This window comes from Planococcus antarcticus DSM 14505, assembly GCF_001687565.2.
GTDB classification, from domain to species: Bacteria; Bacillota; Bacilli; order Bacillales_A; family Planococcaceae; genus Planococcus; species Planococcus antarcticus.
The window spans coordinates 2,827,296-2,845,440 of the sequence record NZ_CP016534.2; the positions used below are offsets into that span (position 1 = coordinate 2,827,296).

Consider the following 18,145-nt stretch of genomic DNA (forward strand, 5'->3'; position numbering starts at 1 on the left):
TTTCTATTCTATTAGTTGTGATAACCAGCAGCGAGCTGTTCACAGGACCAATTTACTACGGATTCTTTCACCGCATTCGGCCCTAAACCCCAACCGCCAACACCTCATCCAGAATCTCTCTAAACAATTCCTCTTCCACTGCCGCTTCAATAAACTGCTCGCCGCCGTCCTTGTTGAACAGCTTACTGAGAAGTTTTTTGGCTCGCAGAGATTGGCCATCTATCATGGCAGCACGAGCAAGTTCGTAATCAGTCGGTAAGTAATCGGGGGCGTCTTCTTGGAGCGCAAGCAGTCGCGTGGTCGCTGCTTCACTATCGCCCATCGTGATGTCACTCATGGCAAGCGACAAACGGATCCATTCGTTGACCCGCAACTCTTCAGGCAGAAGGCTTTCAAAGCGTTCTACTTTTTTCGGCCGATGCTCAGCCAGCAGGTGCAGCAAGTGGACATAACTTTCGCTGTGATACGGATTCAAAGCAATCGCCTGCTCGTAATATAATTCGGCTTGATGGATGTCTTCTTGAATAGCGGCCATATCGCCTTGCCATAAAACAATTTCAAAGTCAGACGGCTCCTCTTTATGGAGGTCTTGTGCTTGCCGAACAGCTCTTTTTAGCAACTTTTCGGACTGCTTGTTATTGGCTTGTTGCAACGTTGCCTGAAGCAAAGCCTTCGCCGCACCAAAATGTCCGGTGCGCTTGACGAACGGCGCCAACTCGTCGGCGGCTTCTTGTGCCATGCCGCGATTTATAAAGAACTCGGCAAGATGCAACACCGGCACTTCGCTGTCTTTGAATTTTTTCGCCGCGTCCCTGTAAAGCGCAATGGCGTTGGAGAACATCATTATGTGCCGTGATTTTTCGCGCAGTTTTCTGAAAAACCCTGTTGGTTCTGACTCACCTTGCTCATCCAGCCATTCAGTCAAATGATCGGCGCTGTAGGTTTCAGCCATTGCCAGCTCTTCGCCTTTCAACCGTTTTTTCAAGCGCTTATGAAGATCGCGGCTTTTACGCATGTCTACCAGCAAACGGACGTATTCTGCATAAAATCCTTCTTCGTCCGGGTGTTCGGTAATTAGCTCTTCCAGCATTCCGACTGCCCGCTCTAACTCGCCTTGCCGCACAGAAAATTGCATATGCTGATAACGCGAAGGCAGCGCTCCGTTGACTGCTTTTGCCCGGAGGAATAAAGACTCGGCTTCCGCCACGTCGCCTTTTTTCTCCGCCATATGTGCCTCGGCCGACAACAGCCATTCTTCCGGCACCTGCGCTGACACTTTCTGCAGCGCGCCCGCCACAGCAGCCATCTGTGTTTCATTGTCCACCAGTTCAAATAACTCAGCCAAATCAAGCGGTAACGGCTCGTTTTCCAGCACATGTAAAGCCGCCGTAAATGCCTTGCCCTTGTCTTCCAGCGCAAGATGAGTCCGCATCAGCCCTTCATGAGATGCTGTAAACCCAGCATCCCTTTCAGCACTTTCTGTATAATGAACAAGAGCTTTGTCCCATTTCCCTGCTTGCTCGGCAAGCAGCCCCAAATTGTAATGAGCCAAATATAGGCCATTCATTTCCACCGCCTGGCTGTACAGGATTGCTGCAAAGCGCTGATGGTCCTCGAGTTCATACAAACTCGCTTCGTAGCACAGCAGTAGCGGATCCGCAGCGTTCGAGCGCAATCGCTTGAACGTGTCCAATAAACGGCCGCGGAACTGCGGCGCTTCGCCGAACTCCGCATATTGCTCAGCCATTTCATGGAGATCAAGTGTTTCCCGTATCATGCCGTTTTCCAACAGATCTAGTGCCAATACTTTGCCAGCGTCGTCCAGCGCTTCTTGCCACAGCATTGCCGCCGTTCGGACAACATAATCCGTGTCTCCAGATTCCGCATGATGCATGACCCACTCCCTCACGTCCTGGATCTTCTGCTGCTTGAGCAGCGCATGGGCGATGTGCGTCACCGTAAACAAGTCGGACGGATCCAGCTCGAACGATTTGCGGTATTCCGCTTCCGCTTCTTTGTACTGTTCCTGCTCCATAGCGATATGCCCCAAATACTGATGCAGCAAATCGGTCGTCCCGCAATTGTCGATACCGGCACGGATAACCGTTTCTGCTTGCTGCCATTCTTTCGCTTCTAAGTGAATTTCAGCAATCCGCAAATACGTGTAAGGTTCCTTAGAGTCAATGTCCCGTGCCCGTTCAAATGTCGCGATGGCCTCTTTTTCCTCACCAAGCACAAGCAAACAGCGACCAATTTCATAAATGAAATAGCCGTCTTCTGGCTGCTCCGCCGACAGCTCGCGAAAACGCGCCAGCGCTTTTTCGTAGGCACCCGATTCGTATTGAATCAGGCTGTGCGTGATCCGGGCAAAGACATCCGACGGCTCCTGCTCGAGCGCGATACTCGACCATTTGTAGGCCTGATAAGTTTTGCCAGTTTCCAAGTAGCAGCGCGCCAGATGGCTATACGCCATCGGCTGGTAATGGTCCAGCTCGATCGACCGCTTCAAGAGCGGCACGGCTTTTTGGTGTTCGCTGCGGCTCATCAAAATCGCCGCTTTCAAGAACAGCGCATACGGAGAGTTCTTTTCCTTAACGCGCGCCAAGTTTTCGAGCGCTTGTGCCGCTTCTTCTTTCTGGTAATGCATATGCGCCGCCAGCAGCGCCACTTCGGCATCTTCTGCCCCCAGATCCTTATAAAGCTTTTCGAGCCACATCGGATGAAGCGCCTTGGCTTCTTCTGAAAACTGGGTAACGAGCCCGACCACTGCGCCGTAGCGCTCGTCCGGATGCGCTTTCAAAAAGTCGACCGCCAAGGTTTTCTCTTTGGTCTTTTCTTCCAGGCTCCAGATGGCGAACAATTCATGGAAGAAATCATGTTGTTTGCTGTCCAATAAAGCCAATAATCCTAGCTGTTCGGGAGTCACGAACATCATGCTCAACGAATCGCTTAATTTATAAGTGTCCGCAACATCTTGATAAGACAATAAAAACGGACCAAGGTCATTCGGATCCTGGATGATCAGCGCTTGCAGCCGGTCGTCATAGCCGATTACCACCTGGACATGCGCGCTGTTTTCGATCATCATGCTGAGCAGCACCGGAACATTGGCATCGATCAGCTGCTTGTAAATGTCAATCGTCCCTTTGAAATAACGTGCCGTGAAGCCAAGCGATTCCATGTATTGCATGGTTTTCTGCAGGTCTGATCCCGTCACGTCAAAGACATGCTCCGCGATTTCGTCCTGCCCTTTTTCCATACCATAAGCTTCCAACATCAACGCGAGCGACGCCGGGACGCAATAATTGAGCTTCTGGATGTTTGGCGTCAACCGCAACTCGCGGCGCTTGGCGTCTTGCCGGATTTCGCCTTTGCCATAGACTGTTTGTCCAAGCTGTTTGTCGTGCATGCCGACCCAAGCCGCCAGCTCTTCCCAGCGCTCGAGTTTGTATAAACATTCTGCCGTTATGTGGATCCAGGCCGGACGAAAGACATGGTATGGATTTTCTTCATTATAGTGTGCCATTCCAGCGAGAGTTTTTTCGTAATGTCCTAGGAAAAACGACGTTCGGATAATGTCCGCACGAAAAGTCCAGTTGCTGGATTCCAGCTCCTGGCCCTTTTCAAGAACAGCCAGCGACTCCTTTTGCTGGCCGGTCATCGCCAGCACATCTGCATACAACAGCCGCACATAGTCGCTGCGCTCGGTTACGGTATCGCACAGTTCCTTTTCCAGCACCTGCTCCGCTTCTTGCCATTCACCGCTATGAATAAAATAATAGCCCTCGAGATCCGGCCAGACAAAGCCTTTCAGCTCTGCGTAACGGCCGAGCTGCGCTTTCGCCTCCGGCAGCCGGTTTAGCTGTGCGAACACGCGCAACAGCAATTGATGCGCCGAAGCCAGCTCTTCTGCCGAGTCGTTGCCGGACGAAATCCCCTGAAGCCTGCCGACCATGCGTTCTTCCGCTTCCAGGCTGCGCCCCGTTTCCAAGAGGCGCGCGCATTGCCACGTAAAAGTTCGCAACGTCCCGAAACGTTTATGTGCCTGCGTCGCCAGCAAATGGCTGTACGTATATAAATCCGCTTGATCCGTCAAACGGATCAAGCGGTAAAAATCATCTTCTGTCTTTAATTCCCCAAGAAATCTGCGCAATCCCTCAATCGAACGCTCTGCCCATAACTGGTGAATTGCCTCGACTGCCTGTTGCGCTGTCTTTATCTCTGTCGCTGTCATTTCTACCATTCCCGCCTCTCCTATGTCCCATATAAATGTGGTTGATTTATTATATAGTGGGAAATTATAGCATGCAATACAATTTTAGGCGTGATTGATTTTTAGTTGAGTTTGTCCCAGAGCCTCTGACTTTACTATACGCTCGCTTTCAACTAACATGAAAAAACCGTTGCCTCTTCGATGATTGAAGAGGCAGCGGTTTTATTTCGTACGGATCACCGCGGCTTGTCATCCGCTAAAACACCGGCGATTTTCTGCACCGTTTTCCAAAAGGCGGGGCTCAGTCCTCCCTGCTCCTTGACGTAAATACTCAAGCGGTAGGCGAGATAAACGCCGCCTATATCAATCAAAACATCGGATATTCTCCCACTTCTTTCAAAAAACAGTTGCAGGACTTCGGTAAAGAAAGCAAACAAGCTGCACAGAATGATGGCCTTGCCGTCGTCGTTGATGGTCTTGGCCACTATCAGAAACAGGATGCCAAAAGACAAGGCATGCCCGATTTTTTGGAATACATAGGTTTTGCTGTCCAGGTGGATGTCACTGGTGATGAACAGATCTGACAAGTCCGGAAATAGGCGAATGTGGAAATCTATTTCCTGAGCAAATAACAAGGACTGGAAATTGTAGTTGTTGGTTGCCAGCAGGATGCAAAGTCCCCATAGGATGACCGGTATATACTTAGTTTTCAAAACGCTCTTCCCTTCAAATTACGGCTGTGTGTGGATTAGTAGACTTTTTTCTCAAGTTGCTTCTCTCGCTTTGGGCATGGCTTATGCATGAAACCAGGCAAAAGACGCCTGTCTTCCTGCTTCGCCCTCTTTGGCGTGTGGAAAATTTATGGGGAGATTTTCGTTGAATCTATCAAAATTATGTAATTTGAGGAGCTTATGCTTTAATTGCATGAAACTTCCGGTCGATTCTCTTTGCTTATTATAAGTCGGGTGATTACAAATGACTAGTGAATTGTTTGGGTGCCTGGCACCGTTCTCAAACGTGCGTATTTTTGTGCCACCGTGCGTAAACTTTCCTGAACGTGCGTATTTCTCCCTGACCGTGCGTAAACTCGGCTGAACGTGCGTATTCTATTTTTACCGTGCGTAACGCTGGAATCGACTAGACACTAGACATAGTTTGATCGAAAAAACCGGTCGATTCGACTTAGTCGAACGGACCGGTTTTCGGTCATACTATTTTTCAAGCGCCACAGCACTTTTTATGCTTTTTCCCGCTGCCACAGGGACATGGATCGTTGCGGCCGACTTTGTCACTGGCGCACCCAATTTCATAAGGCACGGTTGGCAATGGCATCAAGGCTTCTCGCTCAAATAATTCAGCCGGCTGTTTGCCTCGGTTGGCCCAGTGCCGAGAATGGTTGGCGAAATTTGAATACAGGCCGACCAACTCGTTCAATTCTCGCTCGCTGTTCATTCCGCTAAGTTCGATCAATATCTGCGCCGCGTGAGTTGTAGCTGTCTCGACTTGCATAACTAACGAAACTTCTTTTAAAGCTTGCTCCAAACTGACCGGTTTCAATGAATGAAAATGAGGTGCTAGTTTCCGGTACAATGCCTGATAGGCAGGAGTCGGCTCGATATACAATTCATCCACATACCGCAGCAACTCTTCTTTGCCTGGAATGTACCAGTCTTTGCCGGCACCATTTTCTTCAATAAAGGCCTTGGCATCTGCTTCCACAACACTTTGATGAATAAAGCTCAAACCACTCTGTCTAACTTGGGACTGCTCCATCCGTTTTTTCCAATCTGCCTCAGTCATGACTCTGTAAGCATCGCCACTTCTAATATACATTTTGGGATTTTGCCGGTTGAAAATCTCCAATACTTTATCGAGTGGCACAACACCGTACAGATGGGTGCAAGCCTTGACATATTGCCAGAATAGCTCTGCATCAAAATCTGGAGGTAGCGCTCCCCATTGTGTGTCTTCTTCGACTGGCAAGTATTTATCCGATAGCACCTGATGGTTCACGTGATCGATTTTATTCCATTCCGTTTTTTTGATTTTCTGGTGGGACAGAGAACTATTGATGCGAGCCCGGTTATAAGGGTCGAAATGCTGTTCTTTGCTCCACCACAACATGTGTTCAAAATCAGGATGCGTCTCGTCCGCAAGCACGGAAAGCAAATGCTCAAATCCCGGAACTCCCCCGGCATCTTCCGGTGGCGCGTCACCCGCTCCGTCCAAAACTGCCGGATAACCGAAATGATAATCATCCACCGTTTCCTCTAAGTAGATCGCAAACTGCCAATCGTCACCAAAATCATACGTATAGGAAAGGCTGCCGTATTTTTCTAGAAAACCATCAATCTTTAAGGTCTGCGGTTTCCGGACCGTTTGCCCGCTGGCGCCTTTTTTTCTTTTCTTGAACGCTTCGTAGATCTCAGGCTCGTTGGTAACTAGCATATTTTCTTCTGGCAAGCGGAACTCATGGACATGCAAAGGCCAATCCATGTACTCGCTTTGAAAATTCGTCACTTGCTGTATTACGGCATGCAGACGCTGAAACGTCACATCGGCCGGCAGCATGACACGTCGCCATACCGGCGGCTCGAGTCCAATCATCTCTACTTTCAACTTATATGCTTTCATCTACTCACCCATTCGTTTTCTTTTCAGCATATCATATATTAGAAAGTGAATTGTGTGAGAATTGTGTGGGTGCCAGGCACCACTATTCCACATCTTTTAACTCCGAATAAATCGTCCCGTCCGCTTGGATCCATTTCACTACTGCAAAGCCTTCTACCATATAATACTTTCCGCCGTCATTCGTGGTGATTTCCACGGCGTTGGTAAAGGTCCGGTATTCGGTTTCCACCGTTTGATCCACGCCTGTGATGGTGTAATACACCGCTTCCGGATTATGGGCTGCAACAAAGGTTTTGCCGACTCGAACCGGGTAAGCCAGGTGCGCATTGTGATCTGAATACGGATAGCCGATGGCGAATTCCTTGTAAGTTTCGTATTCCAGCTCCGGATAGCGCTCTTCCCCGATCTGGGTTTCCCAAACAAATTGATCTTCTCCACCATCAATTCCCGGTACTTTCACAAAACGGTCTACACTTTCTCCTCTGCCATTTCGGAGGTAGGTGTAGGTTTTGGTTTTATCCCGCTTGTAGGAGTCGGCAATGGCCGCTGTGTTCTTGAATTCCGGCTCTAATGCCCGGGCCAGGAAAGCGGAGAACTGCCCACGCGTCACTTCGAGTTTCGGCTGGAACCTGCCATCCGGATAGCCGATGGCAATGTTTGCTGCAATCAAGCGTGTGATGGCGTCGTAATAATAGGCCGCGTCCGGCACATCTTTGATGTCATGGAAATAGATAAAATTCAAATCAAAGACACGCTCGATAATCAAGGCCATGTCGCCTCGGGAAACCGCTTGACTTGGCCGGTACGTACCGTCTTTGTAGCCGATAATATAACCGGCTCTAGCTGCTTCTGCAATAGAACCGCTGGCATATTGCCCAGCCGGTACGTCACTGAATGTCGTCTCTTGCTGGGCTTCAGAAAAGCCTTTGACCCGTCCAATCATCACCGCAGCCTCAGCGCGTGTCACAACACGATCTGGACGGATGGTACCATCTGGATAGCCAGTCACGACACCTTTATCCATCAAATAAGCGATCTCCTCATAAAACGGATGGCTTTTCTGAAAATCTCCAGCGGCTTGCGCTGTATTTCCTACAGGAAAAATCAGCAATAAAGACAGCACAATAACCGTAAAATTCACTACTTTTTTCATATCAACACTCCTTCACTCCCATCAATACCCTCTATTTAACACTCATTAACTCACTTTCTACTCGTCCCTCGGCATTAATAGATTTGATGGTCGAAAAGCCTTCTGCCATGTAATACTTGAAGCCGTCTGGTGTCGTTACTTCCGTAGCGTTCGTGAATGTTTTGTACGCTGTTTTGACGGTTTTATTGACGCCAGTGATTGTGTGGATGATCGTTTCGTCCCCCAGACCTGCGTTAAAGGTTTTGCCAAGCCGAACGGGATAAACGAGGGCCACGTCGTACTCGGAATACGGATAGCCAAATGCAAAGAGCCGGTGATTTTCTAGCTCCAGGTACTCGTAGGTATCGCCGTCCACTTTGACCGTCCACATAAATCCGTAAGTTAAACCACCGCGGTCTGCCACATCCGCAAAACGGTGAACAGCCGTTGTTCCGTCTGACATGTTATAGGTATAGGCTTTGGTTTTGTCTTTTTGGTAGGAACGCGGGATAACTGCATCATTTTTAAATTCCGGCTCCAGTGCCCGTGCCAAGAAAGCCGAGAACTGTCCGCGCGTCACGGCAAGACGCGGCCGGAACGTGTTGTCCGGATAGCCGATGGTGATGTTCGCCGCCAAGACCTTACTGATGGCCTCTGTGTAATAAGCGTTTTGTGGCACATCCGTGAACGACTGGTTGAATGTGAATGCCAGATCAAAGACCCGCTCCACAATCAACGCCATATCCCCACGGATGATCGGCGCGTTCGGACGAAATGTCCCGTCTCCATATCCTTTCAAGTACCCGGCTTCGGCAGCTTCGGCGACATAGCCGCTGGCATAATGGCCAGCCGGCACGTCACGAAAAGGTGTTGCTTGTTGCGTGCCATCCAAGCCTTTTAACCGGCCAATCATTATGGCAGCCTGAGCTCGAGTCACTTGTGCATCCGGCCGGACTGTACCATCCGGATAACCCGTAATCACGCCTTTCTCCATTAAATACGTTATTTCCTCATAAAACGGATGATTCTCCGGCAAATCCGGTGCGGCAGCGGTAACAGGCAAGACCAAAAACAATGACAGCAGAACGATAAGCACACCCAACAGCTTTTTCACAATCGTCACTCCTCCTTTTGTCTAGCTTCTTGCCCTCAGTCTAACAGTTAAAAGTTATGGTTACATCAATTATTTACTAAAAATTCAGATATCTTTTGTGGTGCCTGGCACCCGCACAATTCCCACACAATTATAAAGGATCCACCACGACCAAAAAATCGCCAAAAATTCCGACAACAATAGGTGACCCTTTCCACTCAGTTCGTTACAATAAGGAGAGAAGCACCTATCCAAGGAGGAAACCCGATGTCGACATTACACGATATTGCCCAGTCAGACGATTACGGGCAGTTTGATTTGAAGGAAATTTACCAAGCTGCACAGCTGTTGCTGCAACAGTTTCAGAAAACACGCACGGAGCCGGAAAAGCTCAACGATATAGTCAGTCATTTGAAAGAACGCCTGGATGGCCAAACTACCTATCCACTCGCTATCCTTTTGGAGAGCAGCCAGCTGGGCATCCAGCACCAGCTGCAGAAAGATTGGAACAGCCCGATGAAGCAGCGCCAGCTATTCTTGTTTGAAAGCCTTTACGCCCAGTTCCGTGCGAAAGTGCCGCCGACTGTCTGGAACCAGATCTGTTTGAATTATGCAGAAGCATTGATCTATGTCGGTCGGTCGCTCGATGGACTGAACGTACTGGAACAAATGACCGAAACGGAAAACGATCCATCCTACGAACGAAAAGATGCCGAACGTGGCTGGGGACTGTTGTTTTACTCTACCTTCCTGCGCGACAAAGAACAAAAAGCCGAAGCACTTCATCTGTCGCGTGAGCTGCTCCAGCAAGGCATAGAGAAAATTACCAATACCAACGGACGCGCATTATACGCAGATCGCCTGAAGCTTGCCGACAAGATGCTCGAAGAGATCGGACCGATTGACGTCACTGGTAGCTACAAGCCAAACTTTTTTGAAGGACGCGAGCGGGATTACCGCGACTGGTGCGCGAAGCACCGCCTGCTGCTGAATGATGACAATGAAATCGATCCTGAAGGCACGATGAAAACCGATACGCTAAACTACCGCCACCGGGGCGACGACAAGGAACATGGTCTTTTCCTCGAAACGTTTATGGACACCATGGTTTCTGAATTCACCGTACTGCGCTGGAACCTTTTTGAAGCACTTGAGCGTGAGCCGAGTACAGAACGCAACGAGCAGTTGAAAACCGTTTACCGCCAGTCATTCTCGCTGTTCACAAAAATCGCCCAATTTATTAGCCATTATTATAAGCTTGATATGAAAGACCCGCGGGCTGGCATGCAGCGCATTTGGTTTGAAGAAGAGCAGCCTAAAAACGCGCTCAAGCCATTTATCCGCAACACTAAAAACGGCGCATTAAAAGCTTTGTTCTGGCATTCCAAAGAGCTCTTTGGCTACGAGCAATCCCAAACCCAGAACATTGCCACTGTCCGTTCATTGATGTTGCGCGACCAGATGGAACGCAGCTTTGTTCAAATCATCACCAAGAAAGAAGAAATCGCTCAAACTGGCGAGCTGCGCAAGCATCAAATGACGCAAGTTGAACTGGAACGCATGGCGATGGCCAACACGTTCAAAGTGCGTAATGCGCTGATGTATTTAGGATTTGCGATTAGTTTGGAGAAGAAATAATATAAATTGAAAAAGCATCCCGGGAAATCATGTGGATTTCCTTGGATGCTTTTTCGTTTTTTCTTAACCCGGGTGTTTGCCGGTTGGACCCGGGTGTTTGCTTTTTACCCGAAAACCGTCTATTTCTATCCGGAAAACCCTAAATTAAGTGGCGGGTGCCCACTAGCGTTGCATAGCTTACGGTTAAAGGATCTGCTGTAATTAAAATCCAAATTACAGGCTGATAGTTATAAAAAAAAAGCTCCCAACACAGAATGAAACTGACGACTAAATCAGTTTTGACTCTACAGAAAGGAGCTTCCTTATGAAAAGTGTAGAAGAAAACAAAGTCTTTCGTCAATATTAGTGATGGGTGATTGGTGCCAGGCACCCACACAATTCTTAAGAATTCATATCCGTTATATTCACAAGTGGCGCTTCAATAATATAACGATCAGGTGCCGCGCCTAGAAAGTTAAACGGATAACAAGTCGTAAGCGTCAGCACCGGTTCGTCTTTTGCCACGATCACAGTCCGGTCTTCCGCAGCCGTGATCCAACTCTGTTTTATTTTATACTCGTACTGCATGTCTTCAAATTGCACAAACATACTGTCGCCTTCTTTTAAATTGCCAAGTTCGCGGAAAACGGTGTCCCTGTGACCGGATAAAACCGTGTGGCGCTGCCCATCTGGTGGTGAGGTGAATTTGCCGACATGGTAACCGACCCCTTGTGTCAACGTGTCATCATCAGTCCCCCAATATACCGGGTACTTTTTATCGAGGGAAGGAATTAACAGCCAGCCTATTTCTTCACCACGATCGTATTCCTCGTAATCTCGCTGTTTTGGTTCTTCGGGTTTTTCAGCTTTTTTTGAAGAAAGGATAGCTTCTTCTTCAAAAAGATCTTCCCCATTTTTTGATGGCGGGTCTTTCTCGGACTGTACCGAAACGTTACTGCTTCTGCTTTCGGTTTTTCCGATTTCATCAGCTTGTGCAATATCATTTTCGCCGATAGTTTCCTGCCCTGAAGACATTTCAGAAAGCCACACATAGCCGTTCCAAACGGCGAACAGCAATCCCATCAATAAAAGCATCACTCCTAATATTCTCTTCATTTATTTCACTCCCACTAACTTACTGGCATTGAATTCTTTTGTTTATTGCTTGGTCATCAGCGAAATCCAAAGCTCCTGTAGCTATTTATCAATTAATGAAACGACAAGTGCAGAAAAGCTTTCTGAGTTTCTACATCTTTACTCTGCATGTTGATAATTGGAAAATAAAGGTTTTATTCAGGGATATAATTAATATTTTATCAGAAAATTTGATTGATTAAGAATGTTTTGAGGTATACTTATGTTATCGCCTACTGGCGAAATTTGCAAGAAGGAGACTGATGTATGAAAAAACGCATGGTTTTACCACTAGTTTCAGTATTGGCAGTCGCAGGATTTGCTGGATCGGTTTTTGCGGCTCACGAAGGACAGGAATTCATGGCGGAATTGACGCCAGACCAAGAAACGATGGAAGTCGAAAGCACTGCAACAGGAGATGCAAGTGTTGAGTTTAGTGAAGATGGCATGTCCTTGGAGTTCATGGTCAATGCCGATGATTTGACCAACACGCTTGCAGGACATTTTCACAGTGGTGCTACTGGGGAGAACGGGCCTGTAGAATTGCTGTTGTTTGAAAATGCAGAGCCCATGGATTATAACGGTGAAGTCGCGACGGGTACACTGACCGAAGCCGATCTTGCCGGAGATATGAACTGGGAAGAATTCACTGCAGCGATGGTCGCAGGTGATATTTACGTCAACCTCCATACAGAGCAGTATCCTGATGGTGAAATTCGCGGGCAAGTTGAAATGGCTGGAGACGAAATGCCAACTACAGCTACAAACGGACCTCTCTACACGATGATTGGACTGTTTACGGCGTTAATGGGCGGATTGTTGCTCTTCGGCAGAAAACAGAAGAAAACTGCATAAGCATTTTTTCTAAAAAGCTGAACTCCTACTTGGTCGGTCACTCATCTATGACAAAAGTTCAGCTTTTTTTATTGTTTGGAATTGTGCGGGTGCCTGGTACCCGCACAATTAAAAGGGCTATCCTCAAAAGTCAGTTTACATGACTTTCGGGATAGCCCTTTTTAAATATCGAGAAATGTTAATCTTTTAAGCAAGAGTGTTTTCCTAGCTAGTCGTTTTCACTTTTCTTAACCGCTTATTTGGTTTGTCCATTTCCTCTGACAATGTACTTAGTTGAAGTGAGTGCGGGCAAGCCCATTGGACCGCGCGCATGAAGTTTTTGCGTGCTGATGCCGATTTCGGCGCCAAAGCCGAATTCGTATCCATCCGTAAATCGTGTGGAAGCATTGTGATAGACAGCCGCTGCATCGACTTCATTAAAGAACTGTTCAACGCTTCGAGCATCTGTTGAAATAATGGCTTCTGAATGTTTTGTACCATAGCGATTGATGTGTTGAACAGCTTCGTCGACCGTTTCCACAACTTTGATGGCTACTTCATAACCTAGATATTCCTTGGCCCAATCTTCTTCTGTTGCAGGAGAAATAGATGACGACACTTGCTGCACTGCTCCATCTCCGTGGATTTTCACATCATGTTCCCCTAAAGCAGTGACAAGTTCAGGCAAGTGAGCTGCGGCCCACTCTTTGTGTACAAGAATCGTTTCGCAGGAATTACAGACAGAAGGACGTTGCGTTTTCGCATTGATCGCAATATCTAGCGCCATTTTGACGTCCGCTGTTTGATCAATATACAGATGGCAATTTCCCGCTCCTGTCTCCAGAACAGGCACTGTCGCATTTTGAACGACCGTTTGAATGAGTTTCGCTCCACCACGTGGAATCAAAACATCCAAATAGTCGTTTAGCTTGAACATTTTAGACGCTGTTTCTCGGCGCGTATCTTCTATCAATTGAACCGCTTCAACCGGCAATTTGGTTTTTTCCAGCGCGCGGCGAATTACTTGGACGATTGCTTTATTTGAGTTAATTGCTGTTGAGCTCCCTCGTAGGACAATCGCGTTCCCTGTTTTCAGGCACAGGCTTGAGGCATCAACTGTTACGTTAGGACGCGCTTCATAGATCATGCCGACGACACCGATAGGTACACGGATTTTTGTCATCGACAATCCATTGGGCTGCTGCCATTTTTCGAGGACTTCTCCGATGGGGTCATCCAATCTGGTTAATTGGATGAGTGCATCTGCCATATCTTTTAAGCGGGCTGCATCTAGTGTTAAGCGATCTACTAGCGACTCGTCCATCCCGGCTTCGCGTCCGGCCAGTACATCTTTCGCGTTCTCATCCAAAATAAAGGTTTGTTCTTCCAGCAATTGAGCTGAGATAAATTGCAAAGCCTCATTTTTTTCTTGTGTAGTTGCTTTCGCAAGTCGGAAAGCGGCTTCCTTTGCTTTTTGTGCTTTTACAATCAATTCGGTTTCTGTCATGCGTTCTTCTTTAAGAAGTTCAGTCATTCTGTATCCCCTTTCGATTTATGAATTTACTAATACTTTGGGTTCGATCAATGCACCAATATACGTGCCGTCGCCTTTTCCTTCAAAAATTTCAACCAGTTTTTCACTGCCTTCGCCAGATCCGATAAACACTTGGATTTTCGAAGCCAATGCGGTTTTAGCAGCTTCTACTTTTGATTTCATTCCGCCTGTACCGACGCCTGAAGCACCTTCTGAAGTAGCTGCATTTTCCATTTCTTGATGAATTTCAGTGAGGAATGTATATTTTTCTGCGTTTGGATTTTTCATGGGGTTGTCCCGGTAAATTCCGTTAATGTCTGTCAAAATCATTAAGAAGTCTGCGTGTACGAGTCTGCTGACTAAGGCGGACAACATATCATTGTCACCAAACGTCAATTCTTTCACAGCTACGGAATCATTTTCATTGATAATGGGCAGTACGTCACGCTCCAATAAATTGGATATTGTGGCATTTGCGTTTTTGTACATATCTTTGGTCAATAGCAATTGTGCTGCTACGATGCCGTGTTTTTTGCATTCATCTGCATAGGCCTGCAACAACAGCCCTTGCCCGACAGCTGCAGCCGATTGCTTATCGACAACTTTGTCTGGACGCGATAAATAGCCAATGCTTTTAAATCCTGCGGCTACTGCTCCTGATGAAACCAAAATGACTTCATGGCCATGTTTTTTCAAGCGCGCCAACGCTTCTACATGTCCGCGCAGTTTGCTGATTGACAATTTCCCATTCGAATCCGTCAACGAGCTACTGCCTATTTTCACTACTATTCGTTTCTTTTCCACTAACAATCATCTCCTATTTTAAATAAAAAAATTTTTCCTTCTTGTCTTAAGACGGAAAAACGTCGATTCCATGGCATGTGTTCCAATTCAAGATTGTCTTCAATCTACCGATTAGACTATACGCTGTTACGATTTTTCATTTAACTTCATAGGCTGAGTTAAGCTGGTGAAAAAGAGTTTTATAATTTCAAAAAAATGATGAGCGTATAACCTTGCATAGATTTTAAAACCGTTATTGAGGTCTTCTCTTTAAATCTAAGCATTTCCCCACCAGCGCTTGGCCACGTTCGATATTGTTTAACAATCAATTGTTGATGATCGTTAAACAAAAGAGTAAGTTGCCATGTTAACACACATTCATCCTCTTTCCAAATTTTCTCCAGTTTTTAATAGGATTTTCGAACTGCCAAAGCCTTGCTTACCTAAGAGCCGTGGTCTTTTCAAATAAGTATTAAAATCTTTTCTAATCCGGAATTTTTTGGGTGCCTGGCACCCAAACAATTCTGATTTCCGGGAATGCCGATAACCCTTCTGCAAGTAGCTGCGCCGAGTGATTGGCGCTTCGGGCGTTATCCAGCCACAAGTTTTCTGTTAATAACCGGTCGAATTGCACCGACAGAAAGCGCATTTTGGACCCCAGTTGCATGCCTTGTTTTCGAATGTATGTGATCTCAGGCGCCAATTCCGGATTAAAACAGACGACTGCTTCTCCAATCATCAAGCCATTTTTGGTTCCGCCAAACGCCAGCATGTCGATGCCAGCGTCCACTGTCATTTCGGCAAAACTGCAATCGAGATAGGCTGCTGCGTTGCTTAGTCGTGCTCCGTCCATATGTACATAAAGTCCATTTTCATGGGCATAAGAAGTAATTTCTTTGATTTCATCAATTGTGTAAACCGTTCCGAGTTCCGTACATTGTGAGATGGAAATGGCTTTTGGTTGGCTTCGCTGCGGATTGCCGATGTGGTGCAATTGCCGCTCAATTTGGCTAATCGTCAGTTTGCCGTCCGCTGACGGGGAAGTTAGCAGTTTGCCGCCAATAAACCCTTCCGGCGCGCCGCCTTCATCGGAGTTTATATGGGCGCCGTCCGTGCAGATAATTGCCTGGTGCGAGCGAACCATTGCTTTCAACCCTGTCACATTGGCACCCGTGCCATTAAAAACAAATACCACTTCGCATTCTTCACCGAAATGTTCTTTGAATTTTTGGATGGCCGCTGCCGTATACGGATCGTTTCCGTAAGCCGGAACATGTCCATCATTCGCTTGTCCCATGGCTTCTAAAATGAGTGGGTGAACTCCTGAATTCTTATCGCTTGCAAACATTTTCTGTGTCATTGCATTCGCCTCCTTTCTTCAGTTTAAAGCAGATTTTCTGGAATTGTGTGGGTGCCAGGCACCCACACAATTTAAAACCGGTGCCAGGAATCGTTGTGATTCCTGGCACCGGTTATTCTTTCATGCAATTGATGTGTATAAACTGAATCGTCTCTTACAGGTTCGCCTTAAATTCTTATCGCTCGCAAGCAATCAAATCTTTATCGCGATCGCTCTTTTTATTCGCATCATACAGAGCTTGGGAAACAAACGGCTTGTATTTCGTTGTGCCGCCTTTGTTCTTCACTTTTGAAGAGCGGGCAATACCGCCTTTATACTGTTTATTGATTTCTGTACAGTTGGCATAGGTCTTCGCTTTTGCTGCTGCAGCATCTGCTGGCATAGGTGCTGCGCTGACTGTGAAACTAATAACCACCATCAAAGACATGATTGCAAAACCAATTTTTTTCATACTAAATTCCTCCTATTTCCAACTATTCCCTCTGGAATTATTCGTTGCTAACTTTAACCACAACGAAGTGAAATCATCCAAATATTGTTAGCTAATTCAGTGTACCAGTTATTTGTATCCATGACTATAGCCTCAAAAAAATTAGTTTAAAGCCCCTGAAAAATTAGTTGTCTGTGTGCATGGCTACTGAATATATAGTTGCTGTGAGTGAATATAAATATTGCTTACATGTAAGGCTAGCATAGTGAATTCGTTGCACTGGCGTTGTGCTAGCCGCGATGCTGGTTGATGTGCTTAGTAGATTTTTCTATAAAAATCAAACCTAATCCTAAGAGATGGATTCTTGGAATTGTTTTTTTATGCGCTATACAAAAATGCCATCTTCGGAATCGCTTGATTTCATTTAAGATGGCGTTTTTTCTATAGAACTTCTTTGTATAGATTGAATTGTTCCGCTCACAGTGGCGCGATTTTCAATGCTTGTCCTATGTCTCTTTTGTTCTTTAACGATTCATCCCAATACAAAAAACCGCCAGCAGAATCAGTTCGATTCCGATGACGGCCATTCACTATTATTGAATACTTAACTTCTGGTTATGCTTCCACTGAGTACATTATAATTCGATTCAGGCTGTCCTCAAGCATCTGTTCCAGTGCCGAATAGCTGCCACTTCCATTGCTGGCTTTACTTATCTGTAATCCTAAAAAACCAGGTTCTATTCTCTACAAGACATCCCCTTCACCAAAAGGATATAACTTCTCTTATTTCAATTTCTATTTTGTTTCTGTCTTCCATTCGACTTCTTTATACGGATCTATTATCTCAAGCTTGACCTGAAATCCTTCACAAGCCATCAGCATTTTGCCGATTTCTTCCCATGTATACGATTTACCGTCAACCACCAGCAAAGGCACACCCTCATCTGTGGGATTGCATTCAACCCGTCCAGCCAGCCGCTGGTTTTTAATCGAATCGTACAATTGACCATTGGGAAACGTGCCCCGCTCCACATAGCGTTCGCCCATTCCTCGTTCGGCTTTGGCAATCAACTGCAAAAGCAGTTCTCCCTGGTCGCAGTACAAATCTCCTTGCACCTTAAAGTCGTGTCCCGCAGATTTCAATTCTTCCGCTTCCATGAAAATTCCGATCGGATCCAAGCGTTTTCGCAATTGAAAATGATGGACTTCTCCAAGTCCGTCACGAATGGCTACGCCTTCTGGATAACTGGTGGCTACAACACCAAACCGCTTTGCCATTCGCCCGTTGTAACAATTCAGGCAGAGCTTTTCCTCACCAAAATGAACAAACACTTCGTTCTGTAGACAATCCTGACACTTTGACACCCCGGCCACCTCTTTC

13 protein-coding genes are annotated in these 18,145 nt (G+C 46.7%); 2 read left to right on the forward strand and 11 right to left on the reverse strand.

Going from position 1 to position 18,145, the window contains the following annotated elements; all coding sequences use genetic code 11:
• Positions 1–82: 82 nt before the first annotated feature.
• The 5 genes from BBH88_RS14030 to BBH88_RS14050 form a co-directional block, all read right to left on the reverse strand.
• On the reverse strand, positions 83–4,243 hold the full coding sequence (locus tag BBH88_RS14030) for a tetratricopeptide repeat protein (protein WP_238323327.1): 4,161 nt from the start codon (positions 4,241–4,243) through the stop codon (positions 83–85).
• Between the two features lie 206 nt (positions 4,244–4,449).
• Positions 4,450–4,926, reverse strand: coding sequence for a VanZ family protein (locus BBH88_RS14035; RefSeq protein WP_006830405.1), 477 nt, complete (start codon positions 4,924–4,926; stop codon positions 4,450–4,452).
• 505 nt (positions 4,927–5,431) lie between these two features.
• The gene (locus BBH88_RS14040) at positions 5,432–6,847 is read right to left on the reverse strand and encodes a plasmid pRiA4b ORF-3 family protein (protein ID WP_065536650.1); all 1,416 of its coding nucleotides are present in this window, start codon (positions 6,845–6,847) and stop codon (positions 5,432–5,434) included.
• An 82-nt stretch (positions 6,848–6,929) separates the two neighbouring features.
• Positions 6,930–8,000, reverse strand: coding sequence for an S-layer homology domain-containing protein (locus BBH88_RS14045; RefSeq protein WP_065536649.1), 1,071 nt, complete (start codon positions 7,998–8,000; stop codon positions 6,930–6,932).
• A gap of 31 nt (positions 8,001–8,031) precedes the next feature.
• A complete protein-coding gene (locus BBH88_RS14050) occupies positions 8,032–9,093 on the reverse strand; it encodes an S-layer homology domain-containing protein (RefSeq protein WP_006830408.1) in 1,062 nt (353 codons plus the stop codon).
• A gap of 246 nt (positions 9,094–9,339) precedes the next feature.
• Here BBH88_RS14050 and BBH88_RS14055 point away from each other — a divergent pair, with 246 nt between their 5' ends.
• Entirely contained in the window at positions 9,340–10,710 is a 1,371-nt protein-coding gene (locus tag BBH88_RS14055) for an LA2681 family HEPN domain-containing protein (protein ID WP_065536648.1), read from the forward strand.
• 381 nt (positions 10,711–11,091) lie between these two features.
• On the opposite strand, the gene BBH88_RS14060 is transcribed toward BBH88_RS14055, so the two are convergent.
• Entirely contained in the window at positions 11,092–11,805 is a 714-nt protein-coding gene (locus BBH88_RS14060; RefSeq protein ID WP_065536647.1) for a class D sortase, read from the reverse strand.
• Positions 11,806–12,090: 285 nt separating this feature from the next.
• On the opposite strand from BBH88_RS14060, the gene BBH88_RS14065 reads away from it, so the two are divergent.
• The gene (locus BBH88_RS14065; RefSeq protein WP_006830411.1) at positions 12,091–12,678 is read left to right on the forward strand and encodes a CHRD domain-containing protein; all 588 of its coding nucleotides are present in this window, start codon (positions 12,091–12,093) and stop codon (positions 12,676–12,678) included.
• A 235-nt stretch (positions 12,679–12,913) separates the two neighbouring features.
• Here BBH88_RS14065 and BBH88_RS14070 read toward each other — a convergent pair whose 3' ends face one another.
• The 5 genes from BBH88_RS14070 to BBH88_RS14090 all read right to left on the reverse strand — a co-directional run bounded on the left by BBH88_RS14070 (position 12,914) and on the right by BBH88_RS14090 (position 18,129).
• The gene (locus BBH88_RS14070; protein WP_006830412.1) at positions 12,914–14,191 is read right to left on the reverse strand and encodes a glutamate-5-semialdehyde dehydrogenase; all 1,278 of its coding nucleotides are present in this window, start codon (positions 14,189–14,191) and stop codon (positions 12,914–12,916) included.
• An 18-nt stretch (positions 14,192–14,209) separates the two neighbouring features.
• Positions 14,210–14,995, reverse strand: a complete 786-nt coding sequence (gene proB, locus BBH88_RS14075) for a glutamate 5-kinase (protein WP_006830413.1) — start codon at positions 14,993–14,995, stop codon at positions 14,210–14,212.
• Between the two features lie 463 nt (positions 14,996–15,458).
• Positions 15,459–16,334, reverse strand: coding sequence for a threonine aldolase family protein (locus tag BBH88_RS14080; protein ID WP_065536646.1), 876 nt, complete (start codon positions 16,332–16,334; stop codon positions 15,459–15,461).
• Between the two features lie 175 nt (positions 16,335–16,509).
• Positions 16,510–16,785 (reverse strand): excalibur calcium-binding domain-containing protein, encoded by a 276-nt coding sequence (locus BBH88_RS14085; protein WP_065536645.1) that lies wholly within the window; start codon positions 16,783–16,785, stop codon positions 16,510–16,512.
• Positions 16,786–17,559: 774 nt separating this feature from the next.
• Positions 17,560–18,129 (reverse strand): DUF7713 domain-containing protein, encoded by a 570-nt coding sequence (locus tag BBH88_RS14090; RefSeq protein ID WP_006830415.1) that lies wholly within the window; start codon positions 18,127–18,129, stop codon positions 17,560–17,562.
• Positions 18,130–18,145 lie beyond the last annotated feature (16 nt).

What these genes read in the sequence shown, in the direction of transcription:
- BBH88_RS14030 (WP_238323327.1), bottom strand. Translation starts at nt 4,243, where the DNA reads ATGGTAGAAATGACAGCGACAGAGATAAAGACAGCGCAACAGGCAGTC.
- BBH88_RS14040 (WP_065536650.1), bottom strand. Translation starts at nt 6,847, where the DNA reads ATGAAAGCATATAAGTTGAAAGTAGAGATGATTGGACTCGAGCCGCCG.
- BBH88_RS14045 (WP_065536649.1), bottom strand. Translation starts at nt 8,000, where the DNA reads ATGAAAAAAGTAGTGAATTTTACGGTTATTGTGCTGTCTTTATTGCTG.
- BBH88_RS14055 (WP_065536648.1), top strand. Translation starts at nt 9,340, where the DNA reads ATGTCGACATTACACGATATTGCCCAGTCAGACGATTACGGGCAGTTT.
- BBH88_RS14060 (WP_065536647.1), bottom strand. Translation starts at nt 11,805, where the DNA reads ATGAAGAGAATATTAGGAGTGATGCTTTTATTGATGGGATTGCTGTTC.
- BBH88_RS14065 (WP_006830411.1), top strand. Translation starts at nt 12,091, where the DNA reads ATGAAAAAACGCATGGTTTTACCACTAGTTTCAGTATTGGCAGTCGCA.
- BBH88_RS14070 (WP_006830412.1), bottom strand. Translation starts at nt 14,191, where the DNA reads ATGACTGAACTTCTTAAAGAAGAACGCATGACAGAAACCGAATTGATT.
- BBH88_RS14080 (WP_065536646.1), bottom strand. Translation starts at nt 16,334, where the DNA reads ATGACACAGAAAATGTTTGCAAGCGATAAGAATTCAGGAGTTCACCCA.
- BBH88_RS14085 (WP_065536645.1), bottom strand. Translation starts at nt 16,785, where the DNA reads ATGAAAAAAATTGGTTTTGCAATCATGTCTTTGATGGTGGTTATTAGT.